This window comes from Mesorhizobium sp. P3_A8 (assembly GCF_056402995.1).
Genome location: NZ_JBFUGI010000004.1, coordinates 300,382 through 316,322, shown reverse-complemented (window position 1 = coordinate 316,322; position 15,941 = coordinate 300,382). Strand labels below are relative to the sequence as shown.

Genomic DNA, 15,941 nt, shown 5'->3' with positions numbered 1-15,941 from the left:
TTTTGTTCACTGCGCCTGACACAACAGGAGGCCGAGACGAAGCTGCTTTTTGCGGATCAAAGTGTCTTACCCAACAGATTGCCCGTGGGACAGCGGCGGCCGAAGCGAGCTAACGATTATCCGAGCATGGTCGAACCGGTTGCATTGCTATGAGCGAAGAATTTATCCGTCTGCCGCAAGGCCCGGAGCCACCGCAATCGCGCGGCTTGATTGAGAACCATGATTGCGAGCATCGGGGCTGCGGAAAGCTTGGCGGTTTTGGCTTCGCTCGGCCCCATCAGCAGTCGCATTGGTTTTGCCTCGTCCATCGTGAGGACGGCGAACGATATCTTTTGGGAGGAAGGCATCCATGACCCGCTCGACCTTCGCAGGAGAACTCCAAAGCGCGTCCGACCGAATTGCGGAGGTATCCCGCGCCGATCTTCAGGTCATGCTTCGGCGGGCCGCGTTGATGATCAGGAACACTGACGGCATCGACCTCGATCCTCGGGTGGAGGAAGCGCTATTGGGCATGGCAGCTGAGATGAGAGTCTCGAAGTCTGATCTCATCAAAACGGTCATTGCCGATTGGCTCGTTGCCAATTCCTATTTGCCCGTGTCGGTGGCGCTTGACGAAGACTGCGAGACCAGCGGCAGCGCGTAGGCCTGTTTGGCCGCGTCCTTGCCGGATAAGCGCCACACTACACCTTAGCCTTACGCCAGCCGGCCCACCACGCTTCCCACTGAGAACAGAACCAGCGTTCCCCACGGGCCGGATCTATACGCGTTGCCAAATAATATTTTTGGCCCGACATATGATAGATATGCTCGCCCCACTCATTGATGTTGCCCTTGATATCGCATCCCGGCTGGTGGGTAGCGCTTCTATGGTTCGTTGACGAACCGACATAGTGAACGCGCGGCAGATCGTGTCGATCTTCGAACCCCAAGTAGGCTGCGGTGGCGACCCCAAGCATCATCAGAACTGTCATGAGACGATAGTGGAGAAGCAAACGCCACCAAGGCCTTCGTCTCCTTGTCCACCCGGCAAGAACATTGTTGCCCATGATCCTTCCCCCAAAGGGAAGAATGCGTCGTTTGAAAACTGGAGTCCAGTTAACTGGGGTCTGGCGTAGGCGGGGTCCATGCTTCCGCCCAATCTGCCGGCCAGCTTGATCATGCCCCGGCGCTTGGCATTTTCCCGCCCCTTACGCGTAATCTTAGTATCCCGGTTCTTCCCGGAAATCCTGTAGCGACGCATGCCGCAGGTCTTCCTCGCCACGCAGGTACTTCACTGTGGCCACGAGCCCCGGCTTGACCCACTGCGTCGCCGGCCGCTTCATGCCCTTCGGAGGAGGCCCTGCATGGTCCTGCACACGCTTCCAGAGCCTCTCACGTAACTCCCGGTTCAATGTGATGAAGGCCGATCCGACATATCGGCCAGTCCCTCGCTCCGCCATCAGAGCGAAGGCGGGCTTGCCGGCCTCCCGTTCGACGCCAAGCACGTCAAACTCACCGACTGAATAGCACTTCGTCTTAAGCCAGTTGGTCGATAAGCCACTGCGATATTTGCTGCCCCGACGCTTCGACACCATTCCTTCAAGCCCGGCTTGGTCAACAAGGTGAAAGATCGCCCTCGCCTCCCCCGGTAGCGCTTGGCTGAACTGAATGCGGATGTCGGGTGGAATCAGGCTCTCTAGGACCTCGCGGCGGTCCTCCAGCGCCATGTCGCGCAGATCGTGGCTGTTAAGGTGGAGAAGGTCGAAAGCGACGAAATAGAGATCATGCTGGCGCTGCGTTATGGCTGATCGGAGTGCGCCGAAGTCCGACAGGCCTGCTTCATTTAGGACGATGATTTCACCGTCGACGATGGCAGTTTCGGCTCCAAAGGACCTCGCGGCGGCGGCGAGGTCGCGGTACTTGGAGGTCCAGTCGAGACCGCGACGGGTGAAAATTCGGATGTCAGATTTTTCGACTATGATTTGAGACCGGTAGCCATCGAATTTGACTTCGTGAATCCAGTCGTCGCCCGCCGGGGGCTTCTCTATCATTTCGGGCATCAACGGCGGAATGAACTTCAAACGCATGAACGGACCTACAAAACCCACGATTCAATCCGTTGGGGTATATTAGGTTCCAATAACGTTCCGGTCCACGCCTGAACGCCGCACCGAAATATCCAAGAGAGCGGCTACGCTATTTTTTTGGGTCCCAGTCTGACACCTTGGTCGGTTCCAGCGGACGCAGACCACCCCTCATTGAGCCGAGTGCCACTGCAGCCGTGGCTTCTTGCGCCGCTTGGAATTCTTTGTCGGCGGCAGTGTCGATAAGCAATTTCTGAAGCCTCACGATGTCATAGTCTCGCCAAACCACGAGCGCCATGCGCGCCAAGGCCAAGACCATACCACCCGCTAACCCCCCTGAGACCGACCGCCGCACCCATTCGGGCCAAAGAGCGGTCGCCGGTGGTGTTACAACAACTAGATAAATCAGGGTCCCAACGAGGGCCACATTGATCCCAAGGATGGACAAGTACTCTTGTTGCAATTTTACGATCTTGGCTGTGAGGGTCTTCCGCCCCCTCGGTTCAAGGCTTTTCCAATCGAGCGTTGGCATGCCTCGATTGAGCCTCACCAAAACAGCGGCAGCCATTATGGAGAGTGCAACTGTGGTGGGTTGAAATGCCGTAAATAGATATTGCAGATCAACGCGCCATGCGGCCAAACCGATGGCGGCGGCGAGTGCGAGGACCGTGATTATCCTGAATGTCATGCGATGATCTTACCATCACGAACAAATCGTGAATACACTTCCTGCAGTTGGTCGGCAACATTGTTGAAATCCAGTAGGTTAGAGCCGTCGTGGGGAAGGTCAAAAGGCATGTTCGTACGCAGAATTGCGTCGCCATCCGAGAGTTTTCCATCCCGCCCCTCAACTTGGACGGTTCCGTCGGTTATGTCCGCCAAATCGTTAGCAAGCTTCTTCAAATTTGCCTTCGATTCCTCGGTTCTTCTGCCGCGAACCTTCACCGATGCGTCAACGGTGAGATATTCGTCCGGCCCTAGGCTTGCGACCAATGACTCCGTCCTAGCCGGTCCGAGCAGCGCCTCTACTATGGGCAACGCTTGCTGAAACTGCACCAATCTGTCCGTCACCGTCCGCATCGTTCGACGAAAGCCTGATGGTTGGTCAGATTCTACCGTATCGACTCTGAAAGTCGGAACCGCACTGCCTTTGACGCGTAGGTTTCGAATATCGCCTATGTCGCCCGAAAGCTGAGATCGATCAAATTCCGATTGAAGGGAAAAACTCTCCGTGCTTGCCATTCCATTGGGATGGCTTTTGAGCAGCCATTCGAAATGACCTTTGATTAAATCGGCCGTCATCCCACCGCTTGTTTTGACGAAGAAGAGGTGGTTCCCGATAGCCAGCCAGTAGGCCATTCCTCTCAAGAACTGGGACCCGGCTGGCGCTAGGCGCTCGTCCAAATTGAACACTTCGGCTTGGGTTTTGTCAGAGAGTGCAACGGTGGAGCGCTGTAGTTGCAGCAGGGCTTGAAGACCCCTGGTGTCTACCAGACAGACCTCTCCAAAAACGGCTGTAGACAGATCCGCCACTTTATTCAAGACAAGTTGCCGAGCGCCGCCAGTATCAATATTTTGTACACGGTCAAGAACACGCGCCCAGAGCGCCGATCCTTGCTGGTCCTTCTGATCCAGTACTGATCGACATAGATATTCCAATCTCACTCCGTCGCCGCCAGAAGAAACGAAGTTTCTGTAGTGAACCATGTGATAAGCTGTTGGCATCGGCTGTCCCTTCCCCGCAAGAGTCGGGAGTAGACATTCACATCACATTGTTTGGCAATGCCTGCCAAACAGGATGGCGCAAATTGGTCGCGTGGGATCGAGCTTTCAGCTAGCCCCGATCCGGCGCAATTGCCGCGCTGTAGGGTCTGGCCGCGAGGCGACAATGCGCTTACAGGTGGCCAAAATTGGGAAGCAAACTTCGCCTCGTTCTGGGTAGATAAACAAGCTCTCTGCAGGTATGTCAGCTCGCGCTGCACGGCATTGCCACGGGCATCGGACCGAGCAAGAAAAGGAATAGAGTCGTATGCTGCTACAGAAGGACGAAGTGCTCGACGGGCTGGCAGCTGTCGGCAACGTGGCGCAGTTCGTCGCTCTTCGCCCAGACGCAGGAATGCTCAAGCAGTCCTACAGCCGAATCGCTGGCCACTCGCCGAACCATCACTTCGCGACGACCAACGAGGCGATAGCCGAATTGATAGCGCGAAGTGGCGAAGGCAAGGTGAATGTGCGCAGCTACCGCCCGCACGACCCCCGCAGCCGTGAGTTCGTTTATGGGCTGGAATTGCTCGACGACGTGCTGGCTCACGCAAACCGGCTCGCCGCCGACGGGCTCCACCTAATCGTCAATGAAACCATCGACGTTCATGACGGGGGTGTATCGGGCGTCTTGCAGGGTGACACTGTTGAGTTCGCGCCGGATGACACGCCGAGATGTGTAGAAAAGCCGGGTGTAGCCTCGCTGCCATTCGGCCAAGCGATGGACATCCTCACGACGGTCTATGGTTTCAAGCCCCAACTCCGCGCCGCTCTGGGTGAACGGACGGAATTCAGCATCCATCCGATCAAAAGGGGATGGCAGCGGGCTCATACCCTGCTCTGGGAACACGAGACTAACGTTCCCAACGCCACCACTGCGGCACAACGTTGGCCCAATCACTTCAGCCGTTTTCTGGGCGACAAGACGTTCGGCCTGCTCATGGCGCAGACATTGGGAATGCCGGTCCCGCGCACCGTGGTAATTAACCGGCGGGTCGCGCCGTTCGTCTTCGGCACACCGACAGGGTCCGCTGAAGTATGGACGCGGACTTGTCCCATAGAGCCACACCCCGGTCTCTACACAACCGTCAAGGGTTGGACGGATCCTTTCGCGCTGCTTGCAGGCGAAGACCCTGAGGGAAAGATTATCGCCTCTGTGTTGCGGCAGGACGCCGTTCCCGCCGGCCATTCTGGAGCGGCAATCGTAGATGCTGAAAGCAAACTCATAATCGAAGGGAGGTCCGGCGAGGGCGACCGGCTCATGCTCGGCATCGATCTACCTGAGGTGCTGCCCACCAAAGTCACCGACGACGTTCGATCAATCTACAACTTGCTGCGTGACAAGCTCGGGCCGGTGAAGTTCGAATGGGTGCACGACGGTGAGCGCGTATGGGTGGTACAGTTGCACCGGGGGGCGACGTCCAGCTCTGCGACAATTATTGTCCCCGGCGAAGCGCAAACTTGGGCGGAATTTAGGGTCGAGGATGGTCTAGACCGTCTCCGCGTCCTTCTGGACCAACTGCCGCCCGACGGAGGTGTAAGTCTTATCGGCGATGTCGGACTGACCAGCCACATCGCAGACGTGTTGCGCCGCGCTGGCCTGCCGGCCAGATGGCCTGCACGATGACCACTTCACGGACTGTGCTGTCCAGCTCAACGTCACGGCCTATCGGCCGGTCCACTGTCAGGAGCTAGCCATATCTCGGATAGAATCTCGTCGTTGCGGACTTCGTGTACCGCCAACACGAAGTCCGCAACGTCTGGGACCGAATGGTCGACCAACAGTTCAACAACGTTATTCTCGGGGCGTCGGGTCTCGGCACGCTGGTCGAACGGGAAGTCAATAATCCGACGAAAGGTATCGAGGCCCCTCCTTTGCGGCTTGAAAAGCGTGGCCCCGCTATTGATTGGGCTGAGCCAGATGCGATCTCGATGCGCCGCCACCAGCCTCTCCGTATCAAGCGTCAGTACCGTCTGGGGGACATTGCGATAGGCTCTGGCGCGGAGGAGCGTCCATATGCGCGAGCGCGAGAGCCAGAAGAAGGTGCGCGAGTTAAGCAGTTCATACCAGTCGCGCGGGGTCAGCCCGTCGTCGAGGCATCCTGCCAGCCGACCGTCGTCCATCGGCTTCTGGTCGCGCAGGACGGTCCCCGGCCGGCCCTCGGCTTCCAGCGGGACGGAGTGGGGCCGCCTGAGAGAGCCTAACTGATGACGTCGGTCGCCCTCGACACCATAGTCGTCCAGCAAGGCCGCCGCGCTCATAAGGCCGTGGTCCCGTATCGCAGGCCACGCGCCCGAATGCGCCATGTGCCAGAGCCGCGGATATTGCTGGACGAGTTCCTCTTCAGTCATGTTCGAAACCCTTGCTGAGGACACCGTCGAGGGCAAACTCCTTTGAGACGAGCGTCACTGGCGCGCCTGCAACGCGTTCAACACGTGCAATGAACGTTCGCGTATTTTCATTCAATTCGTCGAACGAAGTCGCGTCGCGGTTACCTATCCCCAGATAGTCTGCGAAAGTGACAGCCACGTCGGTGGCCCCATTAAGAACCGCAGAGCGGCGCAGTTGCGCCCAGTCGAACTCGGCCATGCGGCGCTTGTTGCCGGAAATAGTCCCCTTCTCGACTCGTAAGAACTCGTCGATGGGGATGCCGGAGCGCGCAGCGACGACCTCCATGTCTATTTCCCGCCCCATCCAACCTGAAGTTCCGCCCACGCGGATTGGGTAAGTACGCAGAACCAGAATGACGCGATTTACGCGCGCGGATGCGATGCCAGCGTCTGAAAGACACCCGGCAGCGGATGTCTCGCGCGAGGTGACGCTTGGCCAGAAACCGTGATGGATGCTGAGCAATGTTCCCTGCGTGCCTTCCAGCAGCACCCGTGTTCCAGCGGCGAAATGGCCGTCAAGTTCAGCGCGGACGTCGCGTACAAACTTGGCGAGCTGAGGGACGTCGCGCGCCAGCTTTACAGGTGGTCCAAAGACAGGCACGTCACCCCGATTTACAATCTTACGCGCGGTCGCAGAACCTACTCCCTGCTTGGTGGATGCGATGGAAGTCAGCGCACCGCTTTCGATGCGACGGTCCTCGTCGTCGATCACCATCGCCTGCGGGTCAATTGATAGACGCTCTGGCGTTAGCTCTTGCTCCATGATTTCTAGCATCAATTGAGGCAGCCACAGGGTAGAGCCGGCACCGATCAGGATCGCCGCCTTCTTGTTAGTCCCTGTGCCGGAGGGTAGCTGGACATATTTGTAGGGCGGATCTTTCACTAGGTGGCCGGCGTTTGGGCCACCAATGCGCATCAAAACTCCGTAGCTGTTAGCCAAGTATGCGCAGATGTTGCCCTTCCCTTCGCTGCCGTACTGGCCGCCGACGATGACGTCGACAAGGCGCTGAGGTTGTGGAACCGTCTCGCCTCGGAAAGCCATCGCCGATACGGCCAATGTGCGTGCGTCGGCATAATCAGCGTCCAGCACAAGGTCTGCGATTTCGGCAAGGCTACCAATAGCCGCTTCGGTACCATTAGCCCGCACCTCGGCGTAGGTTGCAAACTCCTTGTGCTCAGGATCGCGCGCGAGGTATCGCCGCTCCAGCAAATCATCATGTGCGTGGAGATGAACATGGAAGACGCGGTCGCCGAATCGCACACGAAGTTTTTCAACTTGGGCCGCAATTCGCGCTGAATCGACCAAGAGTATGGCGTCCTCGCCCATCGATGAGGCCTTCTCGGCAACCGCGTCCGCGACCCAAGCGCCGCCTGTCTCGATATCGAGAATTTCTCCCGCAGCCTGAAGCTCGCCCCGCTCGCGTGCAACACCGCGATGTTCTACAATCCAACTGCTGGTTGACACCCGGTCTGCGCCAAAAAGAGCTTGCAGTTGATCGCCGAACGACGACTTACCGACCCCAACAGGGCCGGAGAGAACTATCACAAGACGCATATGCCCCCCCACATCGCCCAAAATGGCGCGTCAGTTAAAAATAGTGATCGTTGCAAAAACTACAAGCAAAACAACTACATGATTTGCCGTATAATATCAGCCAGCTTTTGAGACGTCAATTTCTACAGTTATCCACCGCGCGTTGTTGGCTCTACGCCCACATTGTGTAAGGATGGGAGATGAACTTTATGCGCAATAACATCTTGGCCGTGAATGTCGCGCGAGGCCCCACCATCACGCTGGCCAGCGGTAGGGTCTTTGATTTTCTCGATCCTCACGGGAGCGACTTCACCATTGACGACGTGGCCCACGGCTTGGCGCACATCTGCCGCTACGCCGGACAATGCCGCGACTTCTATTCGGTTGCTGAACATAGCCTGCTGGTAAGTGACGTCACTGCTGAATATCCGTATGAGGCCCTTCTACATGACGCGGCCGAGGCATTCATTGGCGATGTCACCCGTCCGCTGAAACAACTTCTGCCAGAGTATAAGGCCATTGAGGCTAACGTGGAGGATGCGATAGCGAAGCGCTTCGGGCTCAGCAGCGCCTACCGTAACGCAGTTAAGGTTGCCGATCTGAGCGTGCTGGCCGCTGAGCAGGCACAGGTGATGGCTCCGGGAACTGACAGTTGGGCTAAAGAGGCAGGTATTATCCCTGCAGACGTGACGATCCGTCATCTCAGCCCCCCAGCCGCACGCCGGGAGTTTCTCAAGCGCTTCGAGGCGCTTCGACCGCGACAATAGCAACCGACCGACCTGTTTCATGCTGCGACGGGCGTCGCTTATATGCCCATGACGGTAGTTGGTCCTCCTCGCCTTCAATGGGGAAGCTGACCGGGTGCGGATCAGCGGGGCCCCACAAGTTCCCCCCCATACCCCGCCATCGGCAAACCCCGGTGGGTGCCGGGGCTACCAGCGCGACCCGAGCGGTGTCCTCGATCCTTCTGCCGCCACATCTTGTTTGTTTTCCACCGCGACTGGCTGCTTGAAATTGGCCCTCAAGCGAGCTCCGCGATTGATGATGTCCGTCACCTGAACAGCCGTCCACGTTCCGCCACGCGCCGAAGTGATGCCGCGCGCATTGAGTGCCACAGCGATCTGCCTCAGGGATTTGACCCCGCTCGTTTGGATGTCGCGGATGATCGGGAGGATGTTGGCAGCGAAGGCGGCGGCTTGTGCCATGCGAACCTCCATCGATTTTTGTTGAGCTTCGGCAAGCTTCGGGCCGCCAAGTTTGACACCACGTTTCTTGGCCTCCTGCAGTGCATGTCGCGTACGCTCGGAAATTAGCGTGCGCTCCTTTTCGGCGAGGCTCGCATAAATGTGGAGCATGAACGGGTCGACGTTCGGGCCGAGTTCCGCAACGACGAAAGGCACGCGATTTGCCATTAAACCGCTGATGAAGTGGACGTCGCGGCTCAATCGGTCGAGCTTGCTAACGATGACCGGGCAGTTGCTGTTCTTTCGGGCCGCCGCCAGTGCCTTGGCGAGCTGCGGACGCTTGGTGAGAGCATCCGCACCCTTGCCGGTCTCAACATCGGTGAACTCGCCGACGATCTCGAAGCCCTCGGCCGCGACGAAACGGGCGACAGCCTGACGCTGAGCATCAAGGCCAAGGCCGCTCTTTCCCTGCTTGTCGGTCGAGACGCGAAAATAGGACATTGCGGGTTTCACGGGCGGATCCTTGTGCGTAAGGATTATATACGCTCGTTTGTAAACTTTACAGTGAGTCAGATCAACAGGGAATTTCAAAATCACGGTCCGCGACGCGGCCTATGGGACATCAACCAACCCGAAGGGTTGCGTGTTTGTTGTCCTCACGCGATTAGCTCATTGCGCAGGAAATTTGCCACTCGCTGCTCAATCTCTTCGGTCGGAACGACTTGCCGGTTGTTCAAAGCTTGATCGACGAAGTCTGGCCGCGAATGCGCGAAAACCATGGCATAGCCGCGTACCCTGCCGGGCAGCATACACCACAGTGGATGGCGACGAGCATCGGGCAGTTCCGCGATGGGCGTTGTACCTGCGAAGTCAAAAAAAACGGGAACACGGCAATTTGCCCAGGCCTCACCAAAACAAAGTGCTGGGAAGGGTGTGATGAAGAAGTCCGGTTTGATGATTTGGCGTCGCGCGGTGTAGCCCTTCTCGAACCTCGGCCAATCGCCCAATAGGCGCGTCCCATCCACGACCCAAACCATGTTTCGGTAGAAAACCTCGCGCGAGATGCGCTCGTCGGGCGTGATGTGAGAGCGCTGAAATTCTAGAACCAATCCATGGTCTGTTTTGACATCGGCGACATGACATTCGCTGTTTGGGGCGACGCTCCTGACTTCCCGCCAAGCAGACGGAAAGAGGCCCTTCCACTGGCGATGCCAAAGCGTCTCGGTCTCTCGCCAAGGATCACAGTCTGGGCGACCTTGATGTGCCCAATGCCAGATGCGACTTGTCCCGCACTTAGCAATCACCGTAGCCTTGCATGTTTCGCATTCGCCGACTTGCTTAGGCGCAGCTTCCTGTCGAACACCATCGATCAACGCGTACTGCAAGACACCCCTCCGAGACACAAACTGCCAGCTTCCTGCCGTCAATGACGCTGCGGCGCGAAACGCCTCTGCCACTCTTCAAGGGACATCTGACCGCCGTCGTACGGCTCGCGCATTGGCTTCCGCTGCGTTGCGGTGATTTCAGCTTTATCGACGATTAGGCCCAACAATTTCGCTTTGCCCATGATGGCCGACACGCCGGCAGAGGGGTTTTTGGTGGCGAGCGCCAGCTCAAGCATGTCATTGAGGTCGTCAACCAGATCGTCGACAGTAATCTCAGACCGTCTTGCGGCCTGCCCTTGTAACTCGGCAACGCGGGCGGCCACCTTAGGCAACCTGACCATCTTCGATGCCTCCACCTCAGCAGCATTGCCGCGCGACGCATAACCAGCCTCGATATACGCGCGAGATTGGGATAGGCCCTCGGCCAGGCCGAGGCAAAACCGCTCCTGCCGTATGTTCAATTTGGCATGTGGCATGGTGGGATCAGAATACAGCACTCGTCGAACCAGTGCCACAAGGGATCAAAGCCGGTGGTGGCGATCCGACCTATCAGGTGCCGTCTCCTAGCAGTGTGACCAACGTGACCTCGCGCGTGTGGGGCAAAGGCGCCCGAAAGAAGAAAAAGCCTTTTAAGATTTCCCGATTTCTCTCGCGCGAGGTCACGTTGGTCACATTTCGCACTACAGGTTGCATTTTTCTCGCCAGACTTACCTCGCGTTGCGGGTTATCCGCTCTATGACCCATTGTGCGCGGCGCGCTTGTTCTGCCAGTTCGCTAGCAAACCGACCTGCTAGCTGCGGATTGATCGACCAGTGTCGGTTGGTTGGCGACCAGTCTTCAGGCACGACCCAGCCGTTGACATCGAAGGGGACAAGTACCCGCTGAACCTCTTGCAGGCTCATGCCTCGAACGGCGCGGCAGGCGTGATGGAGGTTGGTCGGGCTGATCCGCTTGACCCCCTGCCCAGCAAGCTTGACCAGTGCGCCTGCAATTGCTTGCACGTCCTGCAGTGCCTTGCGGTTCATCATTGCGTAGAAGTGCCATGCATGCGGAATGATGAAACCCTCAATGATCTCCCGCGCCTTTTCCACCGTTTCGGCTTGAACGTCATCGTACGAGCGACACTTGCCTTCAGTGACATCGACGGCGTGAAACAGCAGTGAGAGCGCGCCGAGCGTGCGCGCTTGTTTGCCGAGGAAGGTTCCGAAATCTGGCGAGGGATCCGAGAGTGTCGAAACCTCGGTCATCTTCCGAGCGAAATCGAGATAAGCCCGGCTGGCATCGGTAGAAAGGCAAAACGTAGTGGGGATAGCCATTCGCCCAAGTTGTGCCAGCACATCACCAAACCGGTCGCGTGCAGCCGGATCAATTGGATCGTCCCGCTCGATCCCAGCCGGCGACATCATGACCGGAAGGAACCGCTGCAGCAGACCATCGCTTTCCAATTGTGGCATTTCCTGCAGGCGAGCCGGCTGGATTGCGCCGAGGATTGAGGCCGACATCATGCTGATATTGCGTGTCTCGGACTTGCGATCCTGCATGTAGGGTTGGGAGGCGAAAGCCTTCAGCCACACCGAACGGTCCTGTGCCGCTCCGACGCCGCGACCACCATATTTTTCCATTGCCCCGATCCAACCGGACAGTTCGTCACGGAAGAGCCCTATGCCGCAATCCTGGTGGGAAAGGATGTCGCAAAGCTTTTCGGTCGTGACGTCAGCTATCACCCGCCGTCGCGACGGCGGCAACTCTGCTTCCGCTTCCGCCTTATCCTTTCCATCGGCAACTAGCATTGACACCCTGTCGGCACGCGTCTTGGCATCGAGCCTATCCAGCCGCATGAGCATCGCCTCGACATCGCCGATGGGAGCCGATTTGCGGGTCGAGGGATCGCCGCACAGCAAGCACCAAAGGACCGGGTGAATTTGATAGAACTGGTCGTGCTGTTTCGGTCTGAGTGTCACCCGATGATCGAGCGCCGCCGACACGCCGAGGAGGGCCGACATTGCCCATGCCGAAACATCGGAACCGGTCATTGCACCGCGCTCCACGACATAATTGCGGATGAGGTCGGGCAGAATTTCGACTGGGAATTTTGGCGCGCCGGTGCTGCGCCACGGGTTCCACTCTGTCAGTTCGAACGTCGTCGACCGGATCGTATTCTGTTGTGGGGAAATGAGCGTTTTGCCATCGCCACCCGGTGGTGCCGCGCCTGACAGCGTCTTCTTGGCCTCTTCGAGCGAAACTTCAATCATCATGCAACCTCCGGCAAGACAACGCTTACCTCTGGCAGCGAAGGCGGCCTCATCCACCGTTCGTAGAGCGGGATCATTGCCGGATCGGCAAGCCGGATGCTCGGTTTGTCGAACAGCCGCCACCACAAGCGCGGCCAGTCGAAGATCACTGCGCCAAACAGACGGCCCGCCTTGAGCAATGCGAGCGGATCGGGATAGAGGGTGAGCGCGTTGTCGAAGCTGTATGTGGCGGCTTCGTAGAAAAAAGTTTCACCGAGCGCGATTGCGCTACCGTTCTGCGTTGCGAAGCGATTGCCTTGTGGCGACCAAAACACCACATCACCCGGCAATGCTTCCTCAAAGGCAAACCATGCCTCTCCCGCCTCTCCGGGTGGCGGCGGATCAAGCCGTCCATCTGCATGATGCACGCCGAAAGCCAGTTTAACCGGCACTGGGGAGATCAAGCTTTTGATGCCGATTCCGTGGCTAAGCAGCCAATCAATTTGACATTGAAGCAACGGCCCCAGCGGGATGTCGGAGCGGGAGCTATCCATTGCACTTCACCGCAGCTTCCATCGTGGCGCAACCGCGACCAGACGGGACGGCAACTAGGCGATGATCGCGCCGCCAAGCGCGGGTAGCAGCAGCTTCGATAGAACGCCCTTCGCGTACCAGACTGGCGAGCGACGATGCTGGGTGCACTGGCACCAGACCAAGCGCAGCACGGCGGGCGTTCAGAGCGCGAAAACTCGCCGCAGTTGATTGATGAATGACATGGCGCGGTTCGCCATCGATAGCATCGTACGGGGCGCGCATTTGCGACCTCCTGAAAGGGGTCGGCGGCTTGACGACGTATAAGGCGGGACTTATATTCCGGGCGTCCAAGCCCCGAGCCGAAGTCCCAACCCGCTGCGAGCGACAAGCTCCGGCGGGTTTCGTCTATACGGCGTGGTCGGGCAACTCACTGGTCGAGCGCAGCGGCCGCGACAGACGGCCTTCCGCCCATTCGCTCAATTCCTCGGGCCGATAATATACGGAGACGCCGAGCTTCCTAAAAGTCGGACCGCCGCCGAGCGTCCGCAACTTTTCCAAGGTAATCGGCGCACGCTTGATGCCGTGCCGTTCCCTGAGGTAGGCCGATGCTTCGCGGGTGGTGAGCAGCAGGGTCACGATATCCTCCCGGATTGGACCGCGTTTCTGTTTCGAGAAGCACCCTTTCCTTTCTTTGGCCTGCCCGCATGATGATGCCAAACCTATTTTTTGGGCATCGGCATCACCTTTTTCGGACGCTTCGGCCTCACCGCCCTGAAATGCCGAATAACCGTTGATGATTGGATTGGCCCTCGTCGTTTTCGATGTTCATCCCTGATCCGGGCCTTGTCGAGAACGGCGAGCGCAAAGGCGACGAAGGGGCTCACCTTGTCAGGATTGGTCACGGATTGCGAAGCCGTGGCGTCTATCCCGAAATGACGTTCATATATCTCCGCGAGGTCTCCGATCAGGCTTTCAAGCGCGGTTTCCGGCCCGAGGATGTCTCGGACTCGCCTCTTGCCAAAGTCGATCCCCTGTTCGTCCGGCGACAGCTGTTCCGCCATCAGTCTGCGGATAAACTCTTCGTAGCTTCGCATCGCCTTTGCAACGTCGGGAAAGCGTCGCAACTGCTGGCGCCACCATTGACCGGGCTTGTCCCGCCTCGAATGCACGACGGCGAAGGCGTTCGCCGCGTAGATGTATTCCTCGCCGCGCTTCCAATATTCGGCCCACGGTTGTGCCGGACTCATCGCATTGGCGGTCGCATACCGGCGGATGGCGCGATCCAGATCGCGCCCGAACAGCTTCATGTCGGAGATCGGCTTGTCCGGCCTGGCGGCTTTGACGATCTCGCCGAGCGCCTTGGCCGAAAAGATCATCTCATACTCCGACGCATCGGCGTCACCTTCCCGGTCGGCTTGCCGCTGAGCGCCGCAGCGATGCCGGCGGTCCCGCGATTCGCGGCCTGCACCGCCGGACTTTGTTGCATGTGCGCATATATGGCCGTCGACCGTGTGTCCTTGTGGCCGAGAATGGCGCCTACCATCGGTAGCGCTTGACCGCTCGACACCGAATGCGAGCCGATGGTGTGTCGCAACGTGTGCGGCGTCACGCCGGGCAAACCAGCCGCCTTGATGATCGCTGGCCAAATCCGCTTGGTGCCTTGAAAATATCCGCTGCCAGTCGTGGCGGGGAATACCCACGGCGACAATCCGTTCGGGGCATCGCTGTCAGCATAGCGCGGCAGCGATGCCAGCAGCGCAGCCGCTGCAGCGCTGAGGGGTCGCACGCTGCGGCCTGTCTTGCTTGCGTCAAGTACGAGGCAGCCGAGGTCGAGCCTGATTTCCAACCATTTAAGCCCGGCGATCTCGTCGCGACGGCAGCCGGTCAGCGCCCAGAGACGCGTGATGTCGAGCGCCTTCGGGTTGATGCCTTCGGCCTCAAGTTCATCAAGCGCCTTGCCGAGCCGGCGCACCTCATCGAGAACGAGGTACCGCGTGCGCTTGCCGTCAACCTTGTTGACGGCTGCTTTCCCGACTGGGTTCTCCGTCACGTTGAAGGCGGAATGGCGGATGGCGAAGGTGAAGACGCTGGACAGGTCGCGCGCCACCTTGCGGGCTTGACCGTCGCCGCCCTTGACGATGATGCGGCGGCGCGGCCCGACCTTCTCATCCTTCGCGGTCTTGCCTGCCGCGATGTCCTTTACCATCCGCTCAATATTGGTGGGGGTCACTTCGGAAACGCGCATGCTGCCGAGCAAGGGTACAACATGGTGACGAAGCCGGTTCATCATCCACTGCTTGTTACGCGGCTTCATTGGCTGACCGATGCGAACACCGCGCAGGATGGTGCCGCCCTCCCGCTCAAAGGTGTCAATCAGATCGGCGACAACCGGTTCGTCGCGTTTGGCGATCCTGACGGCAACCGGGTCTTCGCCCCTGCCGACCGCCGCCAAGGTCTCCTTCGCCTGATCGTACGCCTGATCCGGCGTCAGCACGTTGGTCGCGCCGAGCGTCACACGCTTAATGGCGACGCCGCGTCCGCCGGGAAAGGGTCGATACTCGACCTGCCAACGCTTGTCGCCAGAGGGGCCGATGCGCACGCAAAACCCCTTCAGACGGGTATCGAAAACTCGGAAGATTTTGCCTGTGGGATGGATGGCGTCGACCACCGATTTGGTGAGTTTTTTGGTTCTGGCGCTCATCGGGGCTTTCCTGGCGTTACTGTCCGGGTCGTCACCGGGTCGTCACCCGGAGGATGGTTCCAGAAAACACAATATGGCGCTATATAGAAAAAAGCAATGAAAACGAAGGCTTGGGAGGAAGTTGGTGATTTCGAGAAAGCGGGAGAAAGCCGCAGAA

The 15,941-nt window shown here is 58.6% G+C and carries 17 protein-coding genes; 3 read left to right on the top strand and 14 right to left on the bottom strand.

Features of this window, described 5'->3' with window-relative positions; translation table 11 throughout:
* Positions 1 to 116: 116 nt before the first annotated feature.
* A complete protein-coding gene (locus AC1DX4_RS12250) occupies positions 117 to 290 on the bottom strand; it encodes a hypothetical protein (protein WP_477220560.1) in 174 nt (57 codons plus the stop codon).
* Positions 291 to 349: 59 nt separating this feature from the next.
* Between AC1DX4_RS12250 and AC1DX4_RS12245 the strand changes: the two genes are divergently transcribed.
* The gene (locus AC1DX4_RS12245; RefSeq protein ID WP_477220559.1) at positions 350 to 643 is read left to right on the top strand and encodes a hypothetical protein; all 294 of its coding nucleotides are present in this window, start codon (positions 350 to 352) and stop codon (positions 641 to 643) included.
* 556 nt (positions 644 to 1,199) lie between these two features.
* Here the strand turns inward: AC1DX4_RS12245 and AC1DX4_RS12240 are convergent.
* From AC1DX4_RS12240 to AC1DX4_RS12230, 3 genes are all read right to left on the bottom strand, one after another.
* Positions 1,200 to 2,066, bottom strand: a complete 867-nt coding sequence (locus AC1DX4_RS12240) for an ATP-dependent DNA ligase (RefSeq protein ID WP_477220558.1) — start codon at positions 2,064 to 2,066, stop codon at positions 1,200 to 1,202.
* Positions 2,067 to 2,175: 109 nt separating this feature from the next.
* Positions 2,176 to 2,751 carry a hypothetical protein gene (locus AC1DX4_RS12235; protein ID WP_477220557.1) on the bottom strand — a complete coding sequence of 192 codons (576 nt, stop codon included), beginning with the start codon at positions 2,749 to 2,751 and terminating at the stop codon, positions 2,176 to 2,178.
* Complete coding sequence (locus tag AC1DX4_RS12230; RefSeq protein WP_477220556.1) at positions 2,748 to 3,788, bottom strand: hypothetical protein; 1,041 nt, start codon at positions 3,786 to 3,788, stop codon at positions 2,748 to 2,750. Before AC1DX4_RS12230 ends, AC1DX4_RS12235 begins: the two co-directional genes overlap by 4 nt.
* A 304-nt stretch (positions 3,789 to 4,092) precedes the next feature.
* Here AC1DX4_RS12230 and AC1DX4_RS12225 point away from each other — a divergent pair, with 304 nt between their 5' ends.
* Entirely contained in the window at positions 4,093 to 5,451 is a 1,359-nt protein-coding gene (locus tag AC1DX4_RS12225; RefSeq protein WP_477220555.1) for a hypothetical protein, read from the top strand.
* 32 nt (positions 5,452 to 5,483) lie between these two features.
* Here AC1DX4_RS12225 and AC1DX4_RS12220 read toward each other — a convergent pair whose 3' ends face one another.
* A complete protein-coding gene (locus AC1DX4_RS12220; protein WP_477220554.1) occupies positions 5,484 to 6,176 on the bottom strand; it encodes a DUF7002 family protein in 693 nt (230 codons plus the stop codon).
* Positions 6,169 to 7,770 carry an adenylosuccinate synthetase gene (locus AC1DX4_RS12215; RefSeq protein ID WP_477220553.1) on the bottom strand — a complete coding sequence of 534 codons (1,602 nt, stop codon included), beginning with the start codon at positions 7,768 to 7,770 and terminating at the stop codon, positions 6,169 to 6,171. The genes AC1DX4_RS12220 and AC1DX4_RS12215 overlap by 8 nt, the downstream gene beginning before the upstream one ends.
* Before the next feature lie 188 nt (positions 7,771 to 7,958).
* Here AC1DX4_RS12215 and AC1DX4_RS12210 point away from each other — a divergent pair, with 188 nt between their 5' ends.
* Positions 7,959 to 8,516 carry a hypothetical protein gene (locus AC1DX4_RS12210; RefSeq protein WP_477220552.1) on the top strand — a complete coding sequence of 186 codons (558 nt, stop codon included), beginning with the start codon at positions 7,959 to 7,961 and terminating at the stop codon, positions 8,514 to 8,516.
* 165 nt (positions 8,517 to 8,681) lie between these two features.
* Here the strand turns inward: AC1DX4_RS12210 and AC1DX4_RS12205 are convergent, their stop codons facing one another.
* The 8 genes from AC1DX4_RS12205 to AC1DX4_RS12170 all read right to left on the bottom strand — a co-directional run bounded on the left by AC1DX4_RS12205 (position 8,682) and on the right by AC1DX4_RS12170 (position 15,784).
* Positions 8,682 to 9,434 carry a recombinase family protein gene (locus tag AC1DX4_RS12205; protein ID WP_477220551.1) on the bottom strand — a complete coding sequence of 251 codons (753 nt, stop codon included), beginning with the start codon at positions 9,432 to 9,434 and terminating at the stop codon, positions 8,682 to 8,684.
* Positions 9,435 to 9,589: 155 nt separating this feature from the next.
* Positions 9,590 to 10,318 carry a competence protein CoiA gene (locus AC1DX4_RS12200; RefSeq protein ID WP_477220550.1) on the bottom strand — a complete coding sequence of 243 codons (729 nt, stop codon included), beginning with the start codon at positions 10,316 to 10,318 and terminating at the stop codon, positions 9,590 to 9,592.
* A gap of 38 nt (positions 10,319 to 10,356) precedes the next feature.
* Positions 10,357 to 10,794, bottom strand: a complete 438-nt coding sequence (locus tag AC1DX4_RS12195; protein ID WP_477220549.1) for a terminase small subunit — start codon at positions 10,792 to 10,794, stop codon at positions 10,357 to 10,359.
* Positions 10,795 to 11,025: 231 nt separating this feature from the next.
* Positions 11,026 to 12,573 (bottom strand): DUF3987 domain-containing protein, encoded by a 1,548-nt coding sequence (locus tag AC1DX4_RS12190; RefSeq protein WP_477220548.1) that lies wholly within the window; start codon positions 12,571 to 12,573, stop codon positions 11,026 to 11,028.
* The gene (locus tag AC1DX4_RS12185; RefSeq protein WP_477220547.1) at positions 12,570 to 13,103 is read right to left on the bottom strand and encodes a hypothetical protein; all 534 of its coding nucleotides are present in this window, start codon (positions 13,101 to 13,103) and stop codon (positions 12,570 to 12,572) included. Before AC1DX4_RS12185 ends, AC1DX4_RS12190 begins: the two co-directional genes overlap by 4 nt.
* A 385-nt stretch (positions 13,104 to 13,488) precedes the next feature.
* Complete coding sequence (locus AC1DX4_RS12180; RefSeq protein WP_477220546.1) at positions 13,489 to 13,719, bottom strand: hypothetical protein; 231 nt, start codon at positions 13,717 to 13,719, stop codon at positions 13,489 to 13,491.
* 83 nt (positions 13,720 to 13,802) lie between these two features.
* Complete coding sequence (locus tag AC1DX4_RS12175; protein ID WP_477220545.1) at positions 13,803 to 14,459, bottom strand: hypothetical protein; 657 nt, start codon at positions 14,457 to 14,459, stop codon at positions 13,803 to 13,805.
* Positions 14,456 to 15,784 (bottom strand): tyrosine-type recombinase/integrase, encoded by a 1,329-nt coding sequence (locus AC1DX4_RS12170; RefSeq protein ID WP_477220544.1) that lies wholly within the window; start codon positions 15,782 to 15,784, stop codon positions 14,456 to 14,458. The genes AC1DX4_RS12175 and AC1DX4_RS12170 overlap by 4 nt, the downstream gene beginning before the upstream one ends.
* Between the last annotated feature and the right edge of the window lie 157 nt (positions 15,785 to 15,941).

Coding starts and splice junctions, on each gene's coding strand:
- AC1DX4_RS12250 (WP_477220560.1), bottom strand. CDS start 290: ATGCGACTGCTGATGGGGCCGAGCGAAGCCAAAACCGCCAAGCTTTCC.
- AC1DX4_RS12245 (WP_477220559.1), top strand. CDS start 350: ATGACCCGCTCGACCTTCGCAGGAGAACTCCAAAGCGCGTCCGACCGA.
- AC1DX4_RS12240 (WP_477220558.1), bottom strand. CDS start 2,066: ATGCGTTTGAAGTTCATTCCGCCGTTGATGCCCGAAATGATAGAGAAG.
- AC1DX4_RS12235 (WP_477220557.1), bottom strand. CDS start 2,751: ATGACATTCAGGATAATCACGGTCCTCGCACTCGCCGCCGCCATCGGT.
- AC1DX4_RS12230 (WP_477220556.1), bottom strand. CDS start 3,788: ATGCCAACAGCTTATCACATGGTTCACTACAGAAACTTCGTTTCTTCT.
- AC1DX4_RS12225 (WP_477220555.1), top strand. CDS start 4,093: ATGCTGCTACAGAAGGACGAAGTGCTCGACGGGCTGGCAGCTGTCGGC.
- AC1DX4_RS12220 (WP_477220554.1), bottom strand. CDS start 6,176: ATGACTGAAGAGGAACTCGTCCAGCAATATCCGCGGCTCTGGCACATG.
- AC1DX4_RS12215 (WP_477220553.1), bottom strand. CDS start 7,770: ATGCGTCTTGTGATAGTTCTCTCCGGCCCTGTTGGGGTCGGTAAGTCG.
- AC1DX4_RS12210 (WP_477220552.1), top strand. CDS start 7,959: ATGCGCAATAACATCTTGGCCGTGAATGTCGCGCGAGGCCCCACCATC.
- AC1DX4_RS12205 (WP_477220551.1), bottom strand. CDS start 9,434: ATGTCCTATTTTCGCGTCTCGACCGACAAGCAGGGAAAGAGCGGCCTT.
- AC1DX4_RS12195 (WP_477220549.1), bottom strand. CDS start 10,794: ATGCCACATGCCAAATTGAACATACGGCAGGAGCGGTTTTGCCTCGGC.
- AC1DX4_RS12190 (WP_477220548.1), bottom strand. CDS start 12,573: ATGATGATTGAAGTTTCGCTCGAAGAGGCCAAGAAGACGCTGTCAGGC.
- AC1DX4_RS12185 (WP_477220547.1), bottom strand. CDS start 13,103: ATGGATAGCTCCCGCTCCGACATCCCGCTGGGGCCGTTGCTTCAATGT.
- AC1DX4_RS12175 (WP_477220545.1), bottom strand. CDS start 14,459: ATGATCTTTTCGGCCAAGGCGCTCGGCGAGATCGTCAAAGCCGCCAGG.
- AC1DX4_RS12170 (WP_477220544.1), bottom strand. CDS start 15,784: ATGAGCGCCAGAACCAAAAAACTCACCAAATCGGTGGTCGACGCCATC.